The organism is Cupriavidus sp. OV096 (assembly GCF_900115455.1).
In the GTDB taxonomy this organism is placed as follows: Bacteria; Pseudomonadota; Gammaproteobacteria; order Burkholderiales; family Burkholderiaceae; genus Cupriavidus.
Window position 1 is genome coordinate 23,975 of record NZ_FOWM01000010.1, and the last position, 20,626, is coordinate 44,600.

Here is a 20,626-nt window from a genome sequence, read left to right on the forward strand (position 1 = left end):
CGGCGCCCGAGGGCGCCGCTTTTGTCATGCGGGGAGGGAGAGGGGGGTGCGGCTCAGGCGCGAGCCGTGCCGCGCGCCTCGGGGGCGTCGTCGCGGCTGGCGTAGCGGCCGGCGATCACCGAGCAGACGATCAGTTGCAGCTGGTGGTAGACCATCAGCGGCAGCACCAGCAGGCCCAGCGCGGGATGGCCCGCGAACAGGATCTTGGCCATCGGAATGCCGTTCGCCAGGCTCTTCTTCGAGCCGCAGAACACCGCCGTGATCTCGTCTTCCACCGAGAAACCGAGGCGGCGGGCGACGAAGGTGGTGGCGCCGAGCACCACGATCAGCAGGATCGCCGCGATACCCATCACCGCGCCGATGGTCTGCCAGTGGTACTGGTGCCACAGGCCAGCGGCCGTGGCATCGCAGAACGACGAGTAGACGATCAGCACGATCACGCCACGGTCGATCTTGCTGGTGATCTGCTTCTTCTTTGCCAGCCAGTTGCCGATCAGCGGACGGGCCAGCTGGCCCAGTGCGAACGGCAGCAGCAGTTGCAGCGCCACGCCAGTCAGCGCGCGGCCCAGCGGCATGTTGCCGGTGCCCGAGGCGCTGATCACCAGGCCCATCAGCAGCGGCGTGAGCGCCATGCCGATCAGGCCCGAGATGGTGGCGTTGAAGATGGCCCCCGGCACGTTGCCGCGCGCCATCGACGTCATGGCCACCGACGAGGACACCGTGGACGGCAGCACGCACAGGAAGAACACGCCGAGCAGCAGGTCTGCCGGCAGCGCGTCGCGCAGCGCGAACATCAGCACCACGCCCACCACCGGGAACACCACGTAGGTGAACGCCTGGACGAACACGTGCAGGCGCCAGTGACGCGCGCCGGCCACGAGTTTGTCGCGCGAGAGCGCTGCGCCGTGCAGGAAAAACACCAGCGCGACGCCAAGGTTGGTGACAATGCCAAGGTGCAGCGGGCCGTCACCGGTACCGACCTCGGGGGCGATCAGCGCCACCGCAATCGCGGTCAGCATGATCAGGACGAAGCCGTCGATCAGGTCGTACAGCTTTTTGAAGGGAGTCAGGATGGCAGACATTGGGGATAGTGCTTAAGGGTTTCCGCTTGGTATTGGACGCCAACGGCGTCTAGAATGCAAATTCATTTATCGTATTGATTCATCTGATCGTTGCATGAATTACACATTGCGGCAGTTGCGGGTCTTTCTGGCGGTGGCGGCGCACGGCAGTTTCAGCCGGGCGGCGGATGCCGTCGGCCTCACGCAGCCGGCGGTGAGCCGGGGCGTGGCAGAGCTTGAGGAAGCACTTGGCGTGCGGCTGCTGGATCGCACCACGCGCGAGGTGGTGTTGACCGATGCCGGCACGGCGCTGGTGCCAGCGCTGGAGCGGCTGCTCGGCCAGCTGGACGACACCCTCGAGGAAACCCGCCAACTGGGCGAGCGCTACCGAGGCCGCGTGGTGATCGCCAGCGCACCCACCATCTCCGCCCGCCTGATGCCGATGTATGTGGCGGAATGCGCACGCCAGTACCCGGAAATCCGCCTGTTCGTGCGTGACAACGTGCAGGCCGATGGCCTTGAACAGATCCGTGCCGGCGCGGTGGACTTCGGCGTGCTGATCGATCCGATGGCGCGGGAAGGGCTGACCATCGCCCCGCTGGCGACCGATCCCTTCTGCTTCGTGTGCCGCCGGGATCACCCATTGGCGGACGCCCAATCGGTCTCATGGACCGCCTTGCACGGTCAACGGCTGGTGCTGCTCGATTTCGCGTCCGGCAGCCGGCCGCTGATCGACCGGATCTTCGCGCGCCATGGCGTGGCGCCGCATGTGGTGCAGGAGCTGGGCCATTCGGCCAGCGTGTTCGGAATGGTGGAGGCGGGGATTGGGGCGTCGGTGCTGCCGTCGTTCTCACTGCCGCTGCCGGAGGCGTCGCCGCTGGTGTCGCGCCCGCTCACGCCGCGCGAGGAGCGCAGCATCGTCATGGTCCGGCGCGAGGATCGCTCGCTCTCGCCGGCGGCGGCAGCGGTCTGGCAGATGGTCCAGACGCTGCCGATTCCGGCCGAAGCGGTCCTGACTAATTAGTTAACAGCCTTATCCGATGCGCGGCGTGGCGGTCACCATGGTCGCCTCCAGCGAGAAGCTGCCGTCTGGCTGCACCCGGTAGCGCTCGCGCACCTCGGCGGGCGCCTGCTGCCAGAGATGGCGGATGGCGGCCACCGCCACCTCGGGCGTGCGCATGCGCGCCACCCAGGTATCGAAATCGAGTTCGATCCGCCAGGTCGGTGACACCGTCACATCGAATCCCGCCGCTTCGCACAGCGCCGCCCATTGCGTCGGCGAAAAGTCGCGGATGTGTGACGGATCGCGCAGCAACTCCACCGACTGGAGCCACGTATCGCAGAGCGGATCGTCGGCGCCGGCAATATCGATCATCACCAGCTTGCCCTGCGGCTTTACCACGCGGCGGATTTCGCGCAGCGCGGCGGGCACGTCGCGCCAGTGATGGGCGCTCATGCGCGAGACCACGGCGCAGAAGCTGGCATCGGCGAACGGCAGCGTCTCGGCCGCGCCCTGCTGCGTGGTGATGTTCGTCAGTCCTCGCTCACGCGCGGCGCCCGCCACCACGTCGAGCATGGACGGCGAGAGGTCGTACGCGACTACCGCATTGGCCTGCGTCGCCGCAGCGAAGCTGGCATGGCCGGCGCCGCAGCCCAGGTCGAGCACGCGGCTATGGCCCACCGGCTTCAGGTGGGCGAGGGCGGCTTTGAGTTGATCGAGATCCGCGCCCTGGGCGTGGACCGCGCTGGTGAGATAAGCCTGCGCGGTGGCGCCAAACTGCGCCGCGACGAGTTCCTGCTGTTGCATGGGGTGCCTCATTGTTCTATTTGGACGGGGGAAGACTTGCCTTGGGCCCAAGGGTTCACGTACTGTAGACGGCACGTTTTCCCGGTACAAGTGACCGATTTATCCTGGTATAAGAAGCACTACCATGTCCGAGCCATCTGCCCCTTCATCGCGCGAAGCCGAACTTGGCGCCTTCCTGCGCGCCCACCGGGAGCGCCTCACGCCTGCCGATGTGGGCCTGCCGCCCGGCCGGCGGCGCCGCACCCCTGGATTGCGTCGTGAGGAAGTCGCGCAACTGGCCGGGCTCAGCGCGACCTGGGTGACGTGGCTGGAGCAGGGCCGGCCGGTGTCGATGTCCGCGCGTGCGCTGACCAGCCTGGCCCAGGCGCTGCGGCTCTCGCGCGCCGAGCACGGTTACCTGTTCGCGCTGGCGGGCCGTCCCGCCCCGCGCGATGACGCCGAGCCGGCCGTGCCGCCCGCGCTGCTGGCCAGCGTGCATGCGATCGCCGGCCCCGCCTATCTGCTTGATCGGCAATGGAATGCGCTGGCGTGGAATGCGGCGGCGGCCGACCTGTTCGTCGGCTGGCTCGATCCCGGCAGTACGGAGCGCAACCTGATGCGTGCGATGTTCCTGTCGCCGACCTTGCAGGCACTGGTCGAGGACTGGCCGCACCGGGCGGCGCGGCTGGTGGCGGAGTTCCGCGTGCACAGCCTGCGCCATGCCGAAGACCCGCCGACGCGGGCGCTGGTGGAGGGATTGCGGGCGGAGAGCGCGGCGTTTCGCGCGGCCTGGGCCTCGCAGGATGTGGAGGAGCGCCAGGGCGGCCGGCGCGGGTTTCATCACCCGACGCGCGGCCTGCTTGCCTTCGAACAGATCACGATGGTGCCGCCGGCCGCGCCGGGCCTGATGCTCGGCATGCTGCTGCCGACGGCCGGGTAGCGTCGGTACTTACTTCGGCTGCATCCGGATCGCGCCATCGAGGCGGATCACCTCGCCGTTCATCATCGTATTGACGACGATGGCCTGCACCAGCTTCGCATACTCGGCCGGACGGCCCAGACGCGGAGGGAACGGCACCATCCGGCCGAGCGCGTCCTGCACTTCCTGCGGCATGCCCATCAGCATCGGGGTCTCGAACAGGCCGGGGGCGATGGTCATGCAGCGCACGCCGTCGCGCGCCAGGTCGCGGGCGATGGCCAGCGTCATGCCGACCACGCCGCCCTTGGACGCCGCGTAGGCCGCCTGGCCAATCTGCCCGTCGTACGCCGCCACCGAGGCGGTATTGATGACCACGCCGCGCTCGCCATCGGCGTCGGGCGTGTTGCGCACCATGGCGGCAGCGGCCAGCCGGATCATATTGAACGTGCCGATCAGGTTCACGCGTACGGTCTTCTCGAACGAAGCGAGCGGGTGGGGGCCATCCTTGCCGACGGTCTTGGCCGCCACGGCGATCCCCGCGCAGTTGACCAGCCCGGCCAGCCGGCCCAGCTTCAGCGCGGCGTCGACAGCCGCCTGGCCATCCACCTCGGACGCCACATCGCACTTCACGAACTGGCCGCCCAATTCCTCGGCCAGCGCGGTCCCGGCCGCCTCGTTCAGGTCGGCGATGACGACCTTGCCGCCGGCTTGCGCCAGCATCTGCGCGGTGCCCGCGCCCAGTCCCGATGCGCCGCCGGTAACGATGAATACGTTGTTCTGGATGTCCATCCGCCTGTCTCCTTTGTTTCCTGTGGTCAGATTGCCGTTTACGTTAACGTAAATCGACCGTCATGGGAAAGCCTGCGGATAAAAAACGAACGCGCGGACGAAAAAAAGGCGACCCGGAGGTCGCCTTTCTCGGTACAGCGGCGCGGTGCGCTTACTTCAGCGCTTCGAACACGGAGGCCGTGATCTTGTCCACATCGCCCACGCCCGCGATCTTGCGGTACTTGGGCGGCGACACCTTGGCCGACGCGTCACCGTTGGCGGCCCAGTTCGAGTAGTAGTCGACCAGCGGACGGGTCTGCTGCGAGTACACGTCCAGGCGCTTGCGCACGGTTTCTTCCTTGTCGTCGTCGCGCTGGATCAGCGCTTCGCCGGTCACGTCGTCCAGCATGTCCTGCTTGGGCGGGTTGAACTTGACATGATAGGTGCGGCCCGAAGCCACGTGCACGCGGCGGCCGCTCATGCGCTCGATGATGGCGTCGAACGGCACGTCGATCTCCAGCACGTAGTCGATGGCCACGCCGGCTTCCTTCATCGCCTCGGCCTGCGGAATGGTGCGCGGGAAGCCATCGAACAGATAGCCCTTTTCGCAGTCGCAGTCCTTAAGACGGTCCTTGACCAGGCCGATAATGATGTCATCGGACACCAGCCCGCCCGCGTCCATCACCTTCTTGGCTTCGATACCCAGCGGCGTACCGGCCTTCACCGCGGCGCGCAGCATGTCGCCCGTGGAGATTTGCGGAATGCCGAACTTTTCGCAGATGAACTTGGCTTGCGTGCCTTTGCCGGCGCCAGGTGCGCCCAACAGGATCAAACGCATTTACGGGTCCTCAGAACAATTTGAATTCGGTCTTGCGGGGGTATCGAAGGAGGGTAACGCCGCAACTTGACGCAGGACTTACGCCGGCAAGTCGTGCCGACGTCACGTCATGGTTGGCGCCCGGGCGCACTCGGCTGCCGAAGGCAGCGGGGCTCACGGTCTGGCTCGCTTTCTCTATCTCCCCACCGAGCCTTGTGCGAACGCGTAGCACGCGCCCACGGGCTCTGTATCGGCAAGCATTATGCCACGGGCAGTACGGTTCGGATTCCGTTCAGGTTGCAGCAGTATGAACTTCCGTGCAGGAATGCTGTCACGGACCTTCCTGCGCCACGCTGCTGGCCCACAGGGCGCGCACGCGTTCGAGGTCGGCCTGGGTGTCCACACCGGGGGCAGGTGCTGCCCCCGTCACCAGCACGCCGATCCGCTCACCGTGCCACATGGCGCGTAGCTGCTCCAGGGCCTCGGTCTGCTCGATCGGGGCGACGGCCAGCGTCGGAAACCGGCGCAGGAAGCCCGCGCGGTAGGCATAGAGGCCGATATGGCGCAGCACCGGCATGGCCGGCAGCGGCACGGTGGCGCTGGCCGCCGGCTGCGTGGGCACGGCGGTCCAGGCGTCGCGCGCCCACGGAATCGGCGCGCGCGAGAAATACAGCGCCCGGCCGAGGTTGTCGCACACCACCTTCACCACGTTCGGATTGAACACCTCCGCCACGTCATCGAGCGGATGCGCCGCCGTGGCGATCGCGCAATCGGGATGGGCGGCCAGATACAGCGCCACCTCGTCGATCAGGATCGGGTCGATCAGCGGTTCGTCGCCCTGCACATTGACCACGATGTCGTCGTCGGCCAGGCCCAGCAGGGTGGCCACTTCGGCGAGGCGGTCGGTGCCGGACGGATGGTCGGCGCGCGTGATCACCGCCTCCACACCGTGCGCGGCACAGGCTTCGGCCACGGCGGCGGCATCGGTGGCCACCACGGTACGGCGCGCGGACGAGGCGTGGGCGCGTTCGGCCACGCGCACGATCATCGGGTGCCCGCCAATATCGGCAAGCGGCTTGTTCGGCAGGCGCGTCGAGGCGAGCCGGGCCGGAATCACGACGGTGAAGGCGGGAGTACGCATCGCGGGAAAACTCAGTTGCCGGCGGCCGGGGCGGACGGCTCCACGGGCACCACGCGGCCCGGCACGGTCTGGCGCGCTTCATCGGCCAGCATGACCGGAATGCCATCGCGGATGGGGTAGGCCAGCTTGTCCGCGTGGCAGATCAGTTCCTGCGCGGCGCGGTCGTATTCGAGCTTGGCCTTGCAGAGCGGGCAGACGAGGATTTCAAGCAGCCGGTTGTCCATCGTGGGATTCCTTGTCGAGCCCGGTCGTCGCCCCGTTTGCTGCGGGGGCGGCTTGCCCCACGGTGACGGGCGTGGCGATGGCCGGGTTGCGCGCCTGCACGGCGCGGCGGATTTTGTCGATCAGGCCCGCGTCGATCACGGGCGTGGTGGGGACGACCCAGATGCGCGGGTCGTCGAAGCGGTCGCATTTTACGGCATCCTTTTCGGTGATCAGGATGACGTCGGCATCGAGCGCCGCCGGGTGGTCCGCGAACGGGTCCTCGGCAAAGTCGTAGTGGTCCGGCAGCGGCAGCGTGGCGGGCTGGAGGCCGGCGCCGCGCAGGCTGGCGAAGAACCGTTCCGGATTGCCGATGCCTGCCGCGGCCAGCACGCGCCGCCCCGCGAAGGTGGAGAGCGGGCGCACCATGGTCGGGTCGTTCAGTTGCCACGCGTCGTCGAGTTCCAGGCGCATGCCGTAGACATCGGGTTTGTCGGGCGTGGCGCGGAAGTGCGGGTCGTTGATCAGCGTGGCGTCGCGCGGACGGGTCAGCGGTTCGCGCAGCGGGCCGGCCGGCAGCAGCATGCCGTTGCCGCCCATGCGGGTGTCGAACATCACGATCTCGAAGTCGCGCTCGAGCTTGTAGTGCTGCAGGCCATCGTCGAGCAGCAGCACGTTCACGCCGGGGTGGGACACCAGCATGGTCTGCGCGCACAGCGCGCGGTCCGGATAGACCCAGACCGGCACGTCGGTGGCGCGCGCGATCAGCAGCGGTTCGTCGCCCACCTGGCTGGCCTGCGAGGTGGGTTTCACGCGGCGCGGATGCTTCAGCGACACGCCATAGCCGCGCGAGACCACGCCGGGCCGCAGCCCCGCTTCGGTCAGCGCGCGCGCCAGCGCGATCACGGCCGGTGTCTTGCCGGTGCCGCCCACGGTGACATTGCCGACCACGATCACCGGCATCGGCAGTCGGGTGGATTTGAACCAGCCGTTGAGATAGCCGTGCCGGCGCACCCGGGCGATCAGGCCGAACAGCAGCGAGGCCGGCCACATCAGCCGCGCGAACCAGCCGCGGCGCTGCCACTGGGCGGTGACGAAGTCGGCTACGGCGTGTCGGGGAGCGGGCATGCGGGCGGCGGAGGCGACGATAGGGCGGACGGAAATCGGCGATGGCGCACCGGCTGGCGCGCCATCGATCGGCATGCAGACATTATGGGCATTGCGCGGCGCACGCCGCAAGCCCGGTGCGGATGGTACACCAGCGGCCCGGCGCCCTTTGGGCGTGGGCCGCCGGGTATACCGGGGCAGGTCAGCGTTGCTGCGTGCTCTGCGTGGCGAAGGTCAGGCGCGACAGGCCGGCCACACGTGCGGCCTCCATCACATTGATGACGGCCTGATGGCTCGCCTGGGCATCGGCATTGACGATGACCACGGGCGGCGGGCCATTGCCGAGGGGGCCGGCTGCGTTGCGTAGCTGATCGGCGAGGCTCGTCACGTCCTTCTGTTCGAGCACCTGCTTGTTGACCGAGTAGACGCCACGGGCCGAGACCGACACGACGATCTCGCTCGGCCGCTGCTGGGCGCGCTCGGCGTCAGCGGTCGGCAGCTGGATCTGCAGCTCGGTGTAGCGCGAATAGGTGGTCGTGATCATCAGGAAGATCAGGATCACGAGCAGGACGTCGATGAGCGGGATCAGGTTGATCTCGGGCTCCTCGCGCCGCTGGCGGGAACGGAAATGCATGGCGCGTCCCCGCGGCTCAGGCCCGCCGCTGGGGCAGGATCGCGTCGAGGAACGTGGTGGCGCGGAATTCGAGTTCGGCCACGTAGTCGTCCACGCGGCGGCGGAAGTAGCGCCAGAAGATCAGCGCCGGAATGGCCACGATCAGGCCGAAAGCCGTGTTGTACAGCGCCACCGAGATGCCGTGCGCCAGTTGTTCTGGGTTGGCGCCGGTGCCGCCCTGGCTGCCGAAGATCTCGATCATGCCGATCACGGTACCGAGCAGGCCCATCAGCGGGGCCACCGAGGCAATCGTGCCGAGCGCGTTCAGGTAGCGCTCCAGCTCATGCGCCACGACGCGGCCGGCTTCCTCGACGACATCCTTGGCGGCGTCACGCGAGGTATGCGGCTGCAGCACCACATGGCGCAGGCCGGCGGCCAGCACGCGGCCCAGCGGGGAATTCTTCTCGAGATTGTTCACCACCTCGGGCGTGGCCTTGCGCTGCTGGGCGGCCGACAGGGCCTCCTCGTACAGACGGGCCGGCAGCACCTTGCTGCGCTTGAGGGTGAGGAAACGTTCGACGATCAGCGCGAGGGCAATGATCGAGGCGAGCAGCAGTGGCCAGATCGGCCAGCCGGCCGCTTGAATGATGGAAAACACGTGGACCCCCGAAATCTACAGAACCAACAGACCCGAAACGGACAGCGAGGTACCGGTGCGGTACCGCCAATGCGCGGCAGCCTTTGTTGCGCACCGATGGACCCGGCGCGCCGCGGCAATGCTCGAAAAATGCAGGCGCCACTCTAACCCGCCCCTCGGCGCGCGGCAAGACACTCGCGCGCGTGCTGTCTCAGGCGCGCATCGGCCCGGCCCGGGCGGCTCGTGTGGCTGTCTGCGTGGCTGTCTGTGCGGCTTTCCACATTGGTGCGGGACAGTGCTGTGGACGGGTTGTGGAAAGCTGCCTGAAAAGCGGGCTAAGCCCTTGATTGGAAAGGGTGTCCATGGCGTTGCCCAAAAAACAGGCAAACGCGGCGGGTGCGCGATGCGGCCTGGCGGCGCAGGTGCCGGAGTCCGACCGCCAGCGCTGTCCACAGTGGCGCGGGACAGGACTGTGGACCCGCTGTGGACAGCGTTCTGAGAAGCCGCCTAAGCCGTTGATCCATAACGGGGAACCGTGCCCTGCCTAAAAAACGGGCAAATGAGCCAAAGGGAGCGAAAGGGCGCAGGAAGGTGGCCGAAGGGGCCCTTCGCGCCGCCTGTCCGGAAAAAGTCGACCGCTTTCCACATGAAAGCAGGACAGTACTGTGGACCGCTTGTGGATAAGCGCCGGACAAGCGGGTTAAGTCATTGATCGATATGGACTTCCGTTCGATTGCTGAAAAATCAGGCACTTTTGGTGCACTGCGGTGCCCGGTGAGCGGGGATCGACATCGCAACTCGCCAGCCGTTGCTGTAGCGCAAGCGCCGCGCATCGGCGGAAGTTCTCCACAGGCAAAACGCTTGACAAATCGATTATCCAGAACTTCTGTGGATAACTTTGTGAACAAGATGCGGCCGCTGGCCGTAAGTGGTTGACGCGTAAGGTTTTCTCTTACATTGCCTGTTTTTTGGTCCGACCCGATTCCTCATAAGAATCAAAGGGTTGTACGGATGGATGCGGCAATCCGAGCGATCGGCGCGGCCCGGGGTGTACCACTTGACACAGCGGGTATGCTGTGGACATGTCCATTCCACGCCGCCTGTGCGGCCGTGCGCCATGCCCGACTTTGAGAATGTTCCGCGCAACCTGCCGCCCGCGATGCCCGCCGTGTCCGCGCGGACCCGGGAGGTCATTCCCGTCAGTGAGCTGAACCATGCGATTGCCGGCGTGCTCGAGCGCAGCTTCCCGCTGGCCTGGGTGCGCGGAGAAATCTCGAACTTCACGCGCGCGGCGAGCGGTCACTGGTATTTCTCGCTCAAGGACGCCCGCGCGCAGATCCGCTGCGTGATGTTCCGGGGGCGCAACCAGCACGTGGATTTCGCCCCGCGCGAAGGCGAGGCGGTGGAAGTGCGCGCGCTGGTGTCGATGTACGAGGCGCGCGGCGAGCTGCAACTGGGCGTGGAGGCCATGCGCCGCGCCGGCATGGGCAATCTTTACGAGGCTTTCCTGCGCCTCAAGGAAAAACTTGCCCAGGCCGGTCTGTTCGCTCCCGAACGCAAACGACCAATTCCGAGCCACGCCCGCACGATTGGCGTGGTGACGTCGCTACAGGCGGCAGCGATGCGCGACGTGCTGACTACGCTCCAGCGGCGCGCGCCACATGTGCCGGTCATCGTCTATCCAGTGCCAGTGCAGGGCGCCGGCGCGGCCGAGAAGATCGCCGCCATGCTCGATATCGCCAGTGCGCGGCGCGAATGCGACGTGCTGATCCTGTGCCGGGGCGGCGGCAGCATCGAGGATCTCTGGTCGTTCAACGAGGAAGTGGTGGCGCACGCGATTGCGCGCAGCGCCGTGCCGGTGGTGTCCGGCGTGGGCCACGAGACCGATTTCACGATTGCCGATTTCGTCGCCGATGTGCGCGCCCCCACGCCCACGGGCGCGGCGGAACTGGTCAGCGCGGACCGCGCGCATCTGCTGCAGGCGGTTCGCCGCGCGCGCGATGCGCTGGCGCAAAGCCTGGACCGGCAGATGGAACGCCGCGCGCAGCACCTGGAATGGCTGGCGCGGCGGCTGCGCAGCCCGCAGGCGCAACTGCAGGAGCGGCGCGCGCGGGTCGACAATCTGGCCCGGCACTTGCGTGCAGCCCTGCGCGATACGGTGTCCGCGCAGCGCCACCGGCAGGACGTATTGGCGATGCGCTGGCGCGCGTGCCGCCCCGACGTGGCGGCCGCACAGGCCGATTTGGGCCGGCTGGCCGCGCGCCTGGACGCCGCCGCCGTGCGCCGCCACGAGCGCGAAAGCCAGCGGCTGGGCCGCGTGGCCGGCGCGCTGGAATTGCTGGCGCCGCAGCGCACGCTGGAACGCGGCTATGCGGTACTGCTGGATCAGCGTGGCAAGGCGCTGCGCTCGCCGGCCGAATTGCGCGCGGGCAGCGTGGTGGAGGCGCATCTGGCCGATGGCGTGGCGGACCTGGAAATCGCCGGGGTGCAGGCCAAGCTGGCGGCGTTCTGAAGTCGTTCTGAAGTCGTTCTGAAGTCGTTCTGAAGCCGTGATGGGACTGATTCTCAATCGACCCGACATTGTCTTCCGCGCAAACTAACATGAGTCCAGGGGGCATTCCGCCCGCGTTTGCGCGGGTCTGGCAAGTCACCTACAATCGGCAACTCCCCACCCCAAACCAAGAGACAGAACAATGGAACACAAGCTCCCCCCGCTCCCCTACGCGCATGATGCCCTGGCTCCGCACGTCTCCAAGGAGACCCTGGAGTTCCATCATGACAAGCACCACCAGACCTACGTCACGAACCTGAACAACCTGATCAAGGGTACCGAGTTCGAGAACGACACGCTGGAAGCCATCGTCAAGAAGTCGTCGGGCGGCATCTTCAACAACGCCGCCCAGGTGTGGAACCACACGTTCTACTGGGATTCGATGAAGCCCAACGGCGGCGGCCAGCCGACCGGCGCGCTGGCAGATGCCATCAACGCCAAGTGGGGCTCGTTCGACAAGTTTAAGGAAGAGTTCACCAAGACCGCCGTGGGCACGTTCGGCTCCGGCTGGGCCTGGCTGGTGAAGAAGACCGACGGTTCGCTGGACCTGGTCTCCACCTCCAACGCCGCCACGCCGCTGACCACCGACGCCAAGCCGCTGCTGACCTGCGACGTGTGGGAACACGCCTACTACATCGACTACCGCAATGCCCGTCCGAAGTACGTGGAGGCATTCTGGAACGTGGTGAACTGGGACTTCGCGTCGCAGAACTTCGCCTGAATCCAGGTTCCGCAAGCGTGACAAATTCGTCACGAAGGCGGTAGGGAAAGGCCCCGGAACGGGGCCTTTTTCGTGTCCGCGCCCGGCGGTGGTGCGGCAGCGCCTGCACATAGTAAATCACCTACAATAGCCACAATAGCGAAGGTGATCGACGCAGTAACCCCCCAGGAGGCGAGATGAGTTCGTGGTCGCAAACGACGTTGGCCAAAAGCCCGCAGGACAGCAAGGAGCGAGTGGTCTACGTGGTCGATGACGACGAGGCGGTCCGGCTCGCCCTGAGCGGCCTGCTGCGCTCCACCGGCCTGCGCGTGGAGACTTTCGAGTCGTCGCAGGAATTCCTGGCGTTTCCCAAGCATGATGCGCCGAGCTGCCTGATTCTCGATGTCCGCCTGCGCGGCGAGAGCGGCCTCGCGTTCCAGGAGCAGATTGCCAAGAGTGGCGTGCGCATGCCGATCGTGTTCATGACCGGTTATGGCGATATTGCGATGACGGTGAAGGCGATGAAGGCCGGCGCGGTCGATTTCTTCGCCAAGCCGTTCCGCGACCAGGACATGCTGGACGCAGTGGCCAACGCCCTGGCCCGTGACGGCGAGCGGCTGGCCGCCGAGCAGTCGGTGGCGGGTCTGCGCACGGCCTACGAATCGCTGACCCCGCGCGAGCGCGAGGTGCTGGTGTTCGTGGTGGCCGGCCTGATGAACAAGCAGATCGCCTATGAGATGGATCTCACGGAAGTCACCGTGAAGATCCACCGTGGCCGGGTCATGAAGAAGATGGCCGCGCGCTCGGTGGCCGATCTGGTCCGCAAGGCCGAGTCACTGGGCGTCCAGCCGCAGCCGCGCAAGCCGGCCTGAGCGGACGCCACCTTCCGGCATTCGTCGATCTACGATGGCAGGTCCAGCGCCACGCTGAGCCAGTGGGCGATGGCGTCGGGGTCCACCGGCTTGTCGAGCACGGCCAGCGCGCCGTTCTCGGCCGCGCGGGCCTTGAGGTCTGCGGTGGGGAACGCAGTGATGAAGATCGTCGGCGGCGTATAGCCGAGCGACAGGATGCGTTCATGCATCGCCACACCGGACATGCCGGGCATCATCACGTCGGAGATCAGGCAGGCGGTGACGGCGAGCAGGCCCGATTGCAGGAACTCCTCCGCCGAGGCAAACAGGCGTGTCTGCCTGCCGAACGAGCGCACCAGGCTCTCCGTCGCGAGGCGAACGGCCTCTTCATCGTCGACAATCGACACTATCTGATCAGAAGGCAAAAGACCGACCTCGACCCTTGGGGATGGATATGGCACGCGACAGGCGTGCACCTATCGCGTGAATGTGTAGACGTTTCCAGCGTAGCGCGCATGCCTGCGGCGGAGCATTATACAAACGTATTACGCGTCGCCTGGCGGCCCTCAGGTAATACCCCAGTATGACTTCGCGCATCCTAGGTAGGACCTCCCGCTACCCCTGTGCAGAATAGTTTTACGGCCCCCCGGCACGTAACCTTCTGTCATGGCCGGTGCGAAGTGCGCAGTGCACTCCGCAGACTGCCGGCACGCTTGATAGGGGGGCCATCAAATGCATCAGACGGTGTCATCTCAGTGTGGTTTTCGTGTGGGCACGCCCAATCGCGCCGACGCGCTGTCCAGCTGCTTCTCCACCAGCTACGCCGGCATCATCGCGTTCATGGCGGTGGCCACGGAGGGCAGCTTCGTGCGCGCCGGGGAGCGACTGGGCATCGGCCGTTCGGCGGTTTCCCGGAGTGTGCAGAAACTGGAAGAGCAGCTAAGTACCCGCCTGTTCCTCCGCACCACGCGTACCACGAACCTGACCCGCGAGGGCGAGCGCTTCTTCGAGAACTGCAACCTCGGCGTGACCCAGATCGTCGGCGCCATGAACGACATGCTGGACCTGCGCAACGGCCCGCCGCAGGGCATGCTGCGCGTCTGCTCCACCGTGGGCTTCGGCCGCAATGTGGTGGCGCCGCTGCTGCTCAAGTTCTCCGAGGCCTACCCGGACATCTCGGTGGAACTGCTGCTCGATGACCGGCCCGCCAATTTCGCCGCCGATCAGGTCGACGTGGCGTTCCGCGACGGCTATATCGACGACTCCAGCATCATCGCCAAACAGCTCATTCCGATGCAGATGGTGGTCTGCGCCGCGCCGGCCTATGTCCAGAAGCGGGGCCTGCCAGCCACGCTGGACGAACTGGGCGAGCACGACTGCATCAACCAGCGCTTCACCAGCGGGCGGGTGGCCGAGTGGGAATTCAAGGTGGACGGCCAGCTGCGCAAGGTGCTGCCGACTGCCCGGCTGACCTTCAACGACGCCGACCTCGTGCTCCAGGCCGTGCGCGATGGCCGGGGCATCGCCCAGATGCCGGCGCACCAGGTGAAGGACTACCTCGCGCGCGGGGAACTGGTCATGGCCCTGCGCCAACATGTGCCGAGCGACCGCGGCCACTACATCAGCTACCTGTGCCGCCAGCACCTGCCCACGCGCATCCGGGCGTTCGTCGATTTCATGACCGACCAGATCCGCGCGCTCGACCTGCTTCAGGTGGCCGAAAGCGAAGCCGTGCCGGAGCGGATGGCGGCCTGAAGAAAAAGCGCCGAATAAGTCATATCAGGCGACTGCGGGCCCCGCTCCCCAACTTATGCCCATTGACCTTGCTGTGCCCGATCACGCACGTTTCATGGCGGCGCGTTCGCCTTGGTATATGCTGACGCAGATCAATATCGGGTCTCGGCACCAATGGGTAACAGATTGCACGTCCTGTGGGACGACGGCGAACGCGTGTTCTGCCGAGACCGGCTTCCGGGCGAGGGCGACGGCCATGCCGTGCTGCTGGCACGCCCGGCCGCGGAACACCCTTTGCCCGCCACGCTCGACCGCCTCGCGCACGAGTTCGCCCTCCGGGACGAACTGGACGACGCCTGGGCCCTGCGCCCGCTGGAGTTGTCGCGCGACGGCGGACGAACCGTGCTGATGCTCGACGATCCGGGCGGCGAGCCGCTCTCGACGATGCTGGGCACGCCGATGGAAACCGGCACCTTCCTGCGCCACGCCACCAGCATCGCGCTGGCGCTCTGCAAGCTGCACCAGCGCGGCCTGGTCCACAAGGACCTCAAGCCCACCCATATCCTCGTGAACTGCGCCGACGGCCAGGCCCGGCTGACCGGCTTCGGCCTCGCCTCGCGCCTGCCGCGCGAGCGCCAGGCCCCGGAGCCGCCCGAGACCATCGCCGGCACGCTGGCCTATATGGCGCCCGAGCAGACCGGGCGGATGAACCGGTCGATCGACTCGCGCTGCGACCTCTACGCCTTCGGCATCACCCTCTACGAAATGCTGACCGGCGCGCTGCCGTTCGCGGCGACGGACGCCATGGAGTGGGTGCACTGCCATATCGCCCGGATGCCGCAGTCGCCCCGGCTGCGCGTGGACACCGTGCCGGCCGCGCTGTCCCGCATCGTCATGAAGCTGCTCGCCAAGACGGCCGAGGAGCGCTACCAGACCGCCGCCGGGGTCGAGCACGACCTGCGGCGCTGCCTGGAAGACTGGGAGCGCCAGCGCCGCATCGAGGATTTTCCGCTCGACGAACACGGCACGCGCGACCGCCTGATGATCCCCGAGAAGCTGTACGGGCGCGAGCATGAGGTCGATACCATGCTCTCGGCCTTCTCGCGCATCATCCGGACGAGCACGCCGGAACTGGTACTGGTGTCCGGTTACTCGGGCATCGGCAAGTCCTCGGTGGTCAACGAGTTGCACCGGGTGCTGGTGCCGCCGCGCGGGCTGTTCGCCGCCGGCAAGTTCGACCAGTACAAGCGCGATATCCCGTACTCGACGCTGGTGCAGGCGTTCCAGAGCCTGGTCCGCACGCTGCTCGGCAAGCCCGATGCCGAACTGGCGCGCTGGCGCGGCGCACTGCTGGAGGCGCTGGAGTCCAACGCGCGGCTGGTGACGGACCTGATTCCCGAGCTGAAGCTGATCATCGGCGAGCCGGAACCGGTGCCGGACATGGAGCCGCAGCAGGCCCAGCAACGCTTCCTGCTGGTGTTCCGGCGCTTTATCGGCGTGTTTGCCCAGCCGGAGCATCCGCTGGCGCTGTTTCTCGATGACCTCCAGTGGCTGGACGCCGCCACGCTCGACCTGATCGAGGACGTGCTGGTCCGCTCCGACCTGCGCCACCTGATGCTGGTGGGCGCCTACCGGGACAACGAGGTCGATGCCACCCATCCGCTGACCGGCAAGCTGCTGGCCATCCGCAATGCCGGGGTCAAGGTCGAGGACATCAAGCTGGCGCCGCTGAGCCGCGCCCACATCGAGCAGCTGTTTGCCGATTCGCTCCATTGCGAGCGGGCGCGCATCGCCCCGCTGGCAGAGCTGGTGGAGGACAAGACCGCCGGCAACCCGTTCTTCGTGATCCAGTTCCTGCAGGCACTGGTCGAGGAGAACCTGCTGACCTTCGACCACGACGCGCGGCAGTGGACCTGGGACCCCGACCGCATCCACGCCAAGGGCTACACCGACAACGTGGTGGACCTGATGGTCGGCAAGCTGGCCCGCTTGCCGGCCGAGACCCAGCAGGCGTTGCAGCAGCTGGCCTGCCTCGGCAACGTGGCCGAGATGACGACCTTGACCACCGTGCTGGGCGTGCCGGAGGCGCAGGTCCACGCGGCGCTGTGGGAGGCCTTCCGCCAGGAACTGGTCGAACGCGCCGACGGCGCCTATGCCTTCGCGCATGACCGCGTGCACGAGGCCGCCTACCTGCTGACGCCGGAAGCGTCGCGCCCCGCCGCCCACCTGCGCGTGGGCCGGATGCTGGCGGCGCAGACGCCGCCGGAGATGCTCGACGAGGCCATCTTCGAAATCGCCGGCCAGCTCAATCGCGGCGCGGCGCTGATCACCGAGCCGGCCGAACGCGAGCGTCTGGCGGAACTGAACCTGATGGCCGGGCAGCGCGCCAAGGCCTCCACGGCCTATGCCTCGGCGCTGGCTTACCTGAGCACCGGCGCGGAGCTGCTGGGCGACGGGGGCTGGGCGAATCGGCATGCGCTGCGCTTCGCGCTGGAGCAGCACCGGGTGGAATGCGAGTTCCTGACTGGCCAGCTGGATATCGCGGACGCGCGCCTGGGCGCGCTGACGGCGCGCGCCACCACCACAGTCGAGAAGGCCCTGATCGCCTGCCTCCAGATGGACATCTGCCTCGTGCTCGACCAGAGCGACCGCGCGGTGGCGGTGTGCCTGGAGTACCTGCGGCAGGTCGGCATCGAATGGACGCCCCACCCGGACGACGACGCGGTCCGACGCGAGTACGACGAGATCTGGACCCACCTCGGGGACCGCGCCATCGAGGACCTGATCGACCTGCCGCTGATGGACGACGCGGCGTCGCTGGGCACCGTGGAGGCGCTGAGCAAGCTGTTCGCGCCGGCCGTGCAGACCGATGCCAACCTGGCCGGCCTGACCATCTGCAAGGCAGTCAGCCTCAGCATCGAGCGGGGTAACTGCGATGCGTCCTGCGTGCTCTACGCCAATGTCGGCCGGGTGGCCGGGCGGCGTTTTGGCGACTATCAGGCCGGCTTCCGCTTCGGCCAGCTGGGCTGCGAACTGGTGGACCGGCGCGGCCTCACGCGCTTCGAGGCCAAGACCTTCCTCTGTTTCTCGATCTTCGTCATGCGCTGGCTGCGGCCGGTGCGCGAGTGCGAGCCGATGCTGCGCCGCGCGTTTGCGGCGGCGAACCGGATCGGCGACCTGCCGTACGGCGCCTTCGCGGGCAACGCCCGCAACTCGGACATGCTGTTCGCGGGCGAGCCGCTGGCCGAGGTGCAGGCGGAGGCCGAGCGCGGGCTGGCCTACGCCGAAAAGGTGCGCTTCGGGCTGGTGACCGACTTTATCGGCACGCAACTGGCGCTGGTGCGGATGCTGCGCGGCCTGACGCCGGTCTTCGGCAGCCTGGACGGCGATCCATTCGACGAGGCGCGCGTCGAACAGCATCTGGCGGCCAGCCCGGACCTTGTGTTGGCCGAGTGCTGGTACTGGACCCGGAAGCTCCAGTCGCGCTACCTGTGCGGCGACTACGTCACCGCCATGGCCGCGGCCGCGCGTGCGCAGGTGCTGCTCTCGACCTCGTCCTCATTCTTCGAGGAGGCGGAATACCACTTCTACGCCGCGCTGGCCGAGGCCGCCACCTGTGACAGCGCGCCGGCCGACGGCCGCCAGCCGCATCTTGACGCGCTGGCCGCACATCACGGGCAGCTCGCGCACTGGGCCGAGCACTGCCCGGAGAACTTCGCGGACCGCGCGACGCTGGTCGGCGCCGAGATCGCCCGGCTTGAAGGCCGTCTGGTGGACGCCGAGCATGGCTACGAGCGGGCCATCGACGCGGCGCAGGCGAGCGGCTTCGTGCACATCGAGGCGCTCGCCAACGAACTGGCCGCGCGCTTCTACGCGGCGCGCGGGCTGGAGAGGATCGCCCGGATCTACCTGCATGACGCGCGCTATGGCTACCTGCGCTGGGGCGCCGACGGCAAGGTGCGGCAGTTGGAGGCCGAGTATCCGTATCTGCGCACCGAAGATCCCGCGCCGGGCCCGACGACCACCATCGCCACGCCGGTGGAGCATCTCGACCTGGCGACGGTTCTCAAGGTGTCTCAGGCCGCCTCGGGCGACATCGTGCTGGAAAACCTGATCGACATGGTCATGCGCACGGCCATCGAGCAGGCCGGCGCCGAACGCGGCCTGCTGGTGCTGTCCGGCGCGGGTGCGCACCGGGTGGCGGCGGAAGCCACCACTGGCACGGACGCGCCCCAGCTCCAGTTGCGCGACGTCCCGGTCAGCGCGGAAATGCTGCCCGAGTCGCTGCTGTTCCACGTGCTGCGCACGCGGGAGAGCGTGGTGCTGGACGATGCGTCGGCCGACTCGCCGTTCGCCACCGACCCCTATGTGCGCCAGCATCGCGCCCGCTCGATCCTGTGCCTGCCGCTGATGAACCAGGCGCGGCTGACCGGCGCGCTCTATCTGGAGAACAATCTCACCGCGCGCGCGTTCAGTCCGACGCGGATCGCGGTGCTGAAGCTGGTGGCGTCGCAGGCCGCCATCTCGCTGGAGAACGCCCGGCTGTACCGCGACGTGGCCGAGCGGGAGGCCAAGATCCGGCGGCTGGTGGAGGCCAATATCATCGGCATCATCGTCTGGAACGTGGCCGGCGAGGTGCTGGAAGCCAATGACGCCTTCCTGCGCATGGTGGGCTACGCGCGCGAGGATCTGATCTCCGGCCGGGTGCGCTGGCGCGACCTGACCCCGCCGGAGATCCGCGCGGAGAGCGAGCTGGCGCTGGCCGAGAGCGAGCGCTCCGGGCACGCCACGCCGTTCGAGAAGGAATACATCCGCAAGGATGGCACGCGGGTGCCGGTCATCGTCGGCCTGGCCTCGTTCGGCGACGGCCGGCAGGAGGGCGTGGCGTTCGTGCTCGACCTGACCGAGCGCAAGCAGGCCGAGGAGCGCGTGCGCGAGGGCGAGCGGCGCTACCGCGAGGTGCAGACCGAGCTGGCGCACGCCAACCGGGTGGCGACCATGGGGCAGCTGGCGGCGTCGATCGCGCACGAGGTGAACCAGCCGATTGCGGCGACGGTGACCAACGCGCAGGCCGCGCTGCGCTGGCTGGGGGGCCGGCCGCCCAATGTCGACGAGGTGGGGGAGGCGCTGACCCGCATCGTCAAGGACGCCAACCGGGCGGGCGATGTGCTCGGGCGCATCCGCCAGTTGATCAAGAAATCGCCGCCCCGCAAGGAGCCGGTCGACATGAACGCGGCGATCCGCGAGGTGGTGGAGCTGACCCGTGGCGAAGCCGCCAAGGGCCTTGCCACGGTGGAGACGGCGCTGGCGGACGGCTTGCCGCACATCGAGGGAGATCGTGTCGAACTGCAACAAGTGCTGCTCAACCTGATCGTCAATGCGCTGGAGGCGATGGGCGGCGTCAGCGATGGCGGCCGGCACCTGGTGATCCGCACCGCGCCCGCCGAGGACGGCTGCGTGAGCGTGGCCGTGTGCGACTCGGGGCCCGGTTTCGGCGCCGACAGCGCCGACAGCGCCGACAGCGTCGAGCGCGTGTTCGCCCCGTTCTACACCACCAAGGAAACCGGGCTGGGGATGGGGTTGTCGATCTGCCGGTCGATCATCGACGGACACGGCGGCCGGCTCTGGGCCAGCCCCAACACCCCGCGCGGGGCGGTGGTCCAGTTCACGGTGCCGGCGCGGCAGACGGATTAGCCAGACTGGCTTGGAGGAAAGCAAAAACCGGGGCACAAGGCCCCGG

The 20,626-nt window shown here is 67.5% G+C and carries 17 protein-coding genes; 7 read left to right on the top strand and 10 right to left on the bottom strand.

All coding sequences use genetic code 11. The annotated features are described in order from the left end of the window. Nucleotides 1–53: 53 nt before the first annotated feature. Nucleotides 54–1,082 carry a bile acid:sodium symporter family protein gene (locus BM115_RS19930; protein ID WP_092298052.1) on the bottom strand — a complete coding sequence of 343 codons (1,029 nt, stop codon included), beginning with the start codon at nucleotides 1,080–1,082 and terminating at the stop codon, nucleotides 54–56. A 94-nt stretch (nucleotides 1,083–1,176) separates the two neighbouring features. Between BM115_RS19930 and BM115_RS19935 the strand changes: the two genes are divergently transcribed. Beyond that, nucleotides 1,177–2,085: a LysR family transcriptional regulator gene (locus BM115_RS19935; RefSeq protein WP_092298055.1), complete on the top strand. Its 909-nt coding sequence runs from the start codon at nucleotides 1,177–1,179 to the stop codon at nucleotides 2,083–2,085. Between the two features lie 9 nt (nucleotides 2,086–2,094). Here BM115_RS19935 and BM115_RS19940 read toward each other — a convergent pair whose 3' ends face one another. Continuing rightward, nucleotides 2,095–2,868, bottom strand: coding sequence for a class I SAM-dependent methyltransferase (locus tag BM115_RS19940; protein ID WP_092298058.1), 774 nt, complete (start codon nucleotides 2,866–2,868; stop codon nucleotides 2,095–2,097). Nucleotides 2,869–2,992: 124 nt separating this feature from the next. Here BM115_RS19940 and BM115_RS19945 point away from each other — a divergent pair, with 124 nt between their 5' ends. Continuing rightward, a complete protein-coding gene (locus BM115_RS19945) occupies nucleotides 2,993–3,787 on the top strand; it encodes a helix-turn-helix transcriptional regulator (protein ID WP_092298061.1) in 795 nt (264 codons plus the stop codon). A gap of 9 nt (nucleotides 3,788–3,796) precedes the next feature. Here BM115_RS19945 and BM115_RS19950 read toward each other — a convergent pair whose 3' ends face one another. From BM115_RS19950 to BM115_RS19980, 7 genes are all read right to left on the bottom strand, one after another. Then, nucleotides 3,797–4,555: a 3-hydroxyacyl-CoA dehydrogenase gene (locus tag BM115_RS19950; protein ID WP_092298064.1), complete on the bottom strand. Its 759-nt coding sequence runs from the start codon at nucleotides 4,553–4,555 to the stop codon at nucleotides 3,797–3,799. 151 nt (nucleotides 4,556–4,706) lie between these two features. Further along, on the bottom strand, nucleotides 4,707–5,372 hold the full coding sequence (adk, locus tag BM115_RS19955; RefSeq protein WP_092298067.1) for an adenylate kinase: 666 nt from the start codon (nucleotides 5,370–5,372) through the stop codon (nucleotides 4,707–4,709). Between the two features lie 310 nt (nucleotides 5,373–5,682). After that, entirely contained in the window at nucleotides 5,683–6,492 is an 810-nt protein-coding gene (gene kdsB / locus BM115_RS19960; protein ID WP_092298070.1) for a 3-deoxy-manno-octulosonate cytidylyltransferase, read from the bottom strand. Nucleotides 6,493–6,503: 11 nt separating this feature from the next. Then, on the bottom strand, nucleotides 6,504–6,716 hold the full coding sequence (locus tag BM115_RS19965) for a Trm112 family protein (protein ID WP_092298073.1): 213 nt from the start codon (nucleotides 6,714–6,716) through the stop codon (nucleotides 6,504–6,506). Next, nucleotides 6,697–7,821: a tetraacyldisaccharide 4'-kinase gene (lpxK, locus tag BM115_RS19970; protein WP_092298436.1), complete on the bottom strand. Its 1,125-nt coding sequence runs from the start codon at nucleotides 7,819–7,821 to the stop codon at nucleotides 6,697–6,699. The genes BM115_RS19965 and lpxK overlap by 20 nt, the downstream gene beginning before the upstream one ends. 181 nt (nucleotides 7,822–8,002) lie before the next feature. Beyond that, nucleotides 8,003–8,434 (bottom strand): ExbD/TolR family protein, encoded by a 432-nt coding sequence (locus tag BM115_RS19975; protein ID WP_092298076.1) that lies wholly within the window; start codon nucleotides 8,432–8,434, stop codon nucleotides 8,003–8,005. Nucleotides 8,435–8,450: 16 nt separating this feature from the next. Beyond that, nucleotides 8,451–9,071 (bottom strand): MotA/TolQ/ExbB proton channel family protein, encoded by a 621-nt coding sequence (locus BM115_RS19980; protein ID WP_092298078.1) that lies wholly within the window; start codon nucleotides 9,069–9,071, stop codon nucleotides 8,451–8,453. 1,096 nt (nucleotides 9,072–10,167) lie between these two features. Between BM115_RS19980 and xseA the strand changes: the two genes are divergently transcribed. From xseA to BM115_RS19995, 3 genes are all read left to right on the top strand, one after another. Further along, entirely contained in the window at nucleotides 10,168–11,562 is a 1,395-nt protein-coding gene (gene xseA / locus BM115_RS19985) for an exodeoxyribonuclease VII large subunit (protein ID WP_092298080.1), read from the top strand. Between the two features lie 181 nt (nucleotides 11,563–11,743). Continuing rightward, nucleotides 11,744–12,322: a superoxide dismutase gene (locus BM115_RS19990; RefSeq protein WP_092298083.1), complete on the top strand. Its 579-nt coding sequence runs from the start codon at nucleotides 11,744–11,746 to the stop codon at nucleotides 12,320–12,322. Between the two features lie 176 nt (nucleotides 12,323–12,498). Then, nucleotides 12,499–13,173: a response regulator transcription factor gene (locus tag BM115_RS19995; protein ID WP_092298086.1), complete on the top strand. Its 675-nt coding sequence runs from the start codon at nucleotides 12,499–12,501 to the stop codon at nucleotides 13,171–13,173. Nucleotides 13,174–13,202: 29 nt separating this feature from the next. On the opposite strand, the gene BM115_RS20000 is transcribed toward BM115_RS19995, so the two are convergent. Further along, nucleotides 13,203–13,559: a response regulator transcription factor gene (locus BM115_RS20000; RefSeq protein WP_369823513.1), complete on the bottom strand. Its 357-nt coding sequence runs from the start codon at nucleotides 13,557–13,559 to the stop codon at nucleotides 13,203–13,205. 325 nt (nucleotides 13,560–13,884) lie between these two features. On the opposite strand from BM115_RS20000, the gene BM115_RS20005 reads away from it, so the two are divergent. Together BM115_RS20005 and BM115_RS20010 are read left to right on the top strand one after the other, a co-directional pair. Further along, nucleotides 13,885–14,907: a LysR family transcriptional regulator gene (locus tag BM115_RS20005; RefSeq protein ID WP_092298092.1), complete on the top strand. Its 1,023-nt coding sequence runs from the start codon at nucleotides 13,885–13,887 to the stop codon at nucleotides 14,905–14,907. A 153-nt stretch (nucleotides 14,908–15,060) separates the two neighbouring features. Further along, entirely contained in the window at nucleotides 15,061–20,580 is a 5,520-nt protein-coding gene (locus BM115_RS20010; RefSeq protein ID WP_218158047.1) for a trifunctional serine/threonine-protein kinase/ATP-binding protein/sensor histidine kinase, read from the top strand. Nucleotides 20,581–20,626 lie beyond the last annotated feature (46 nt).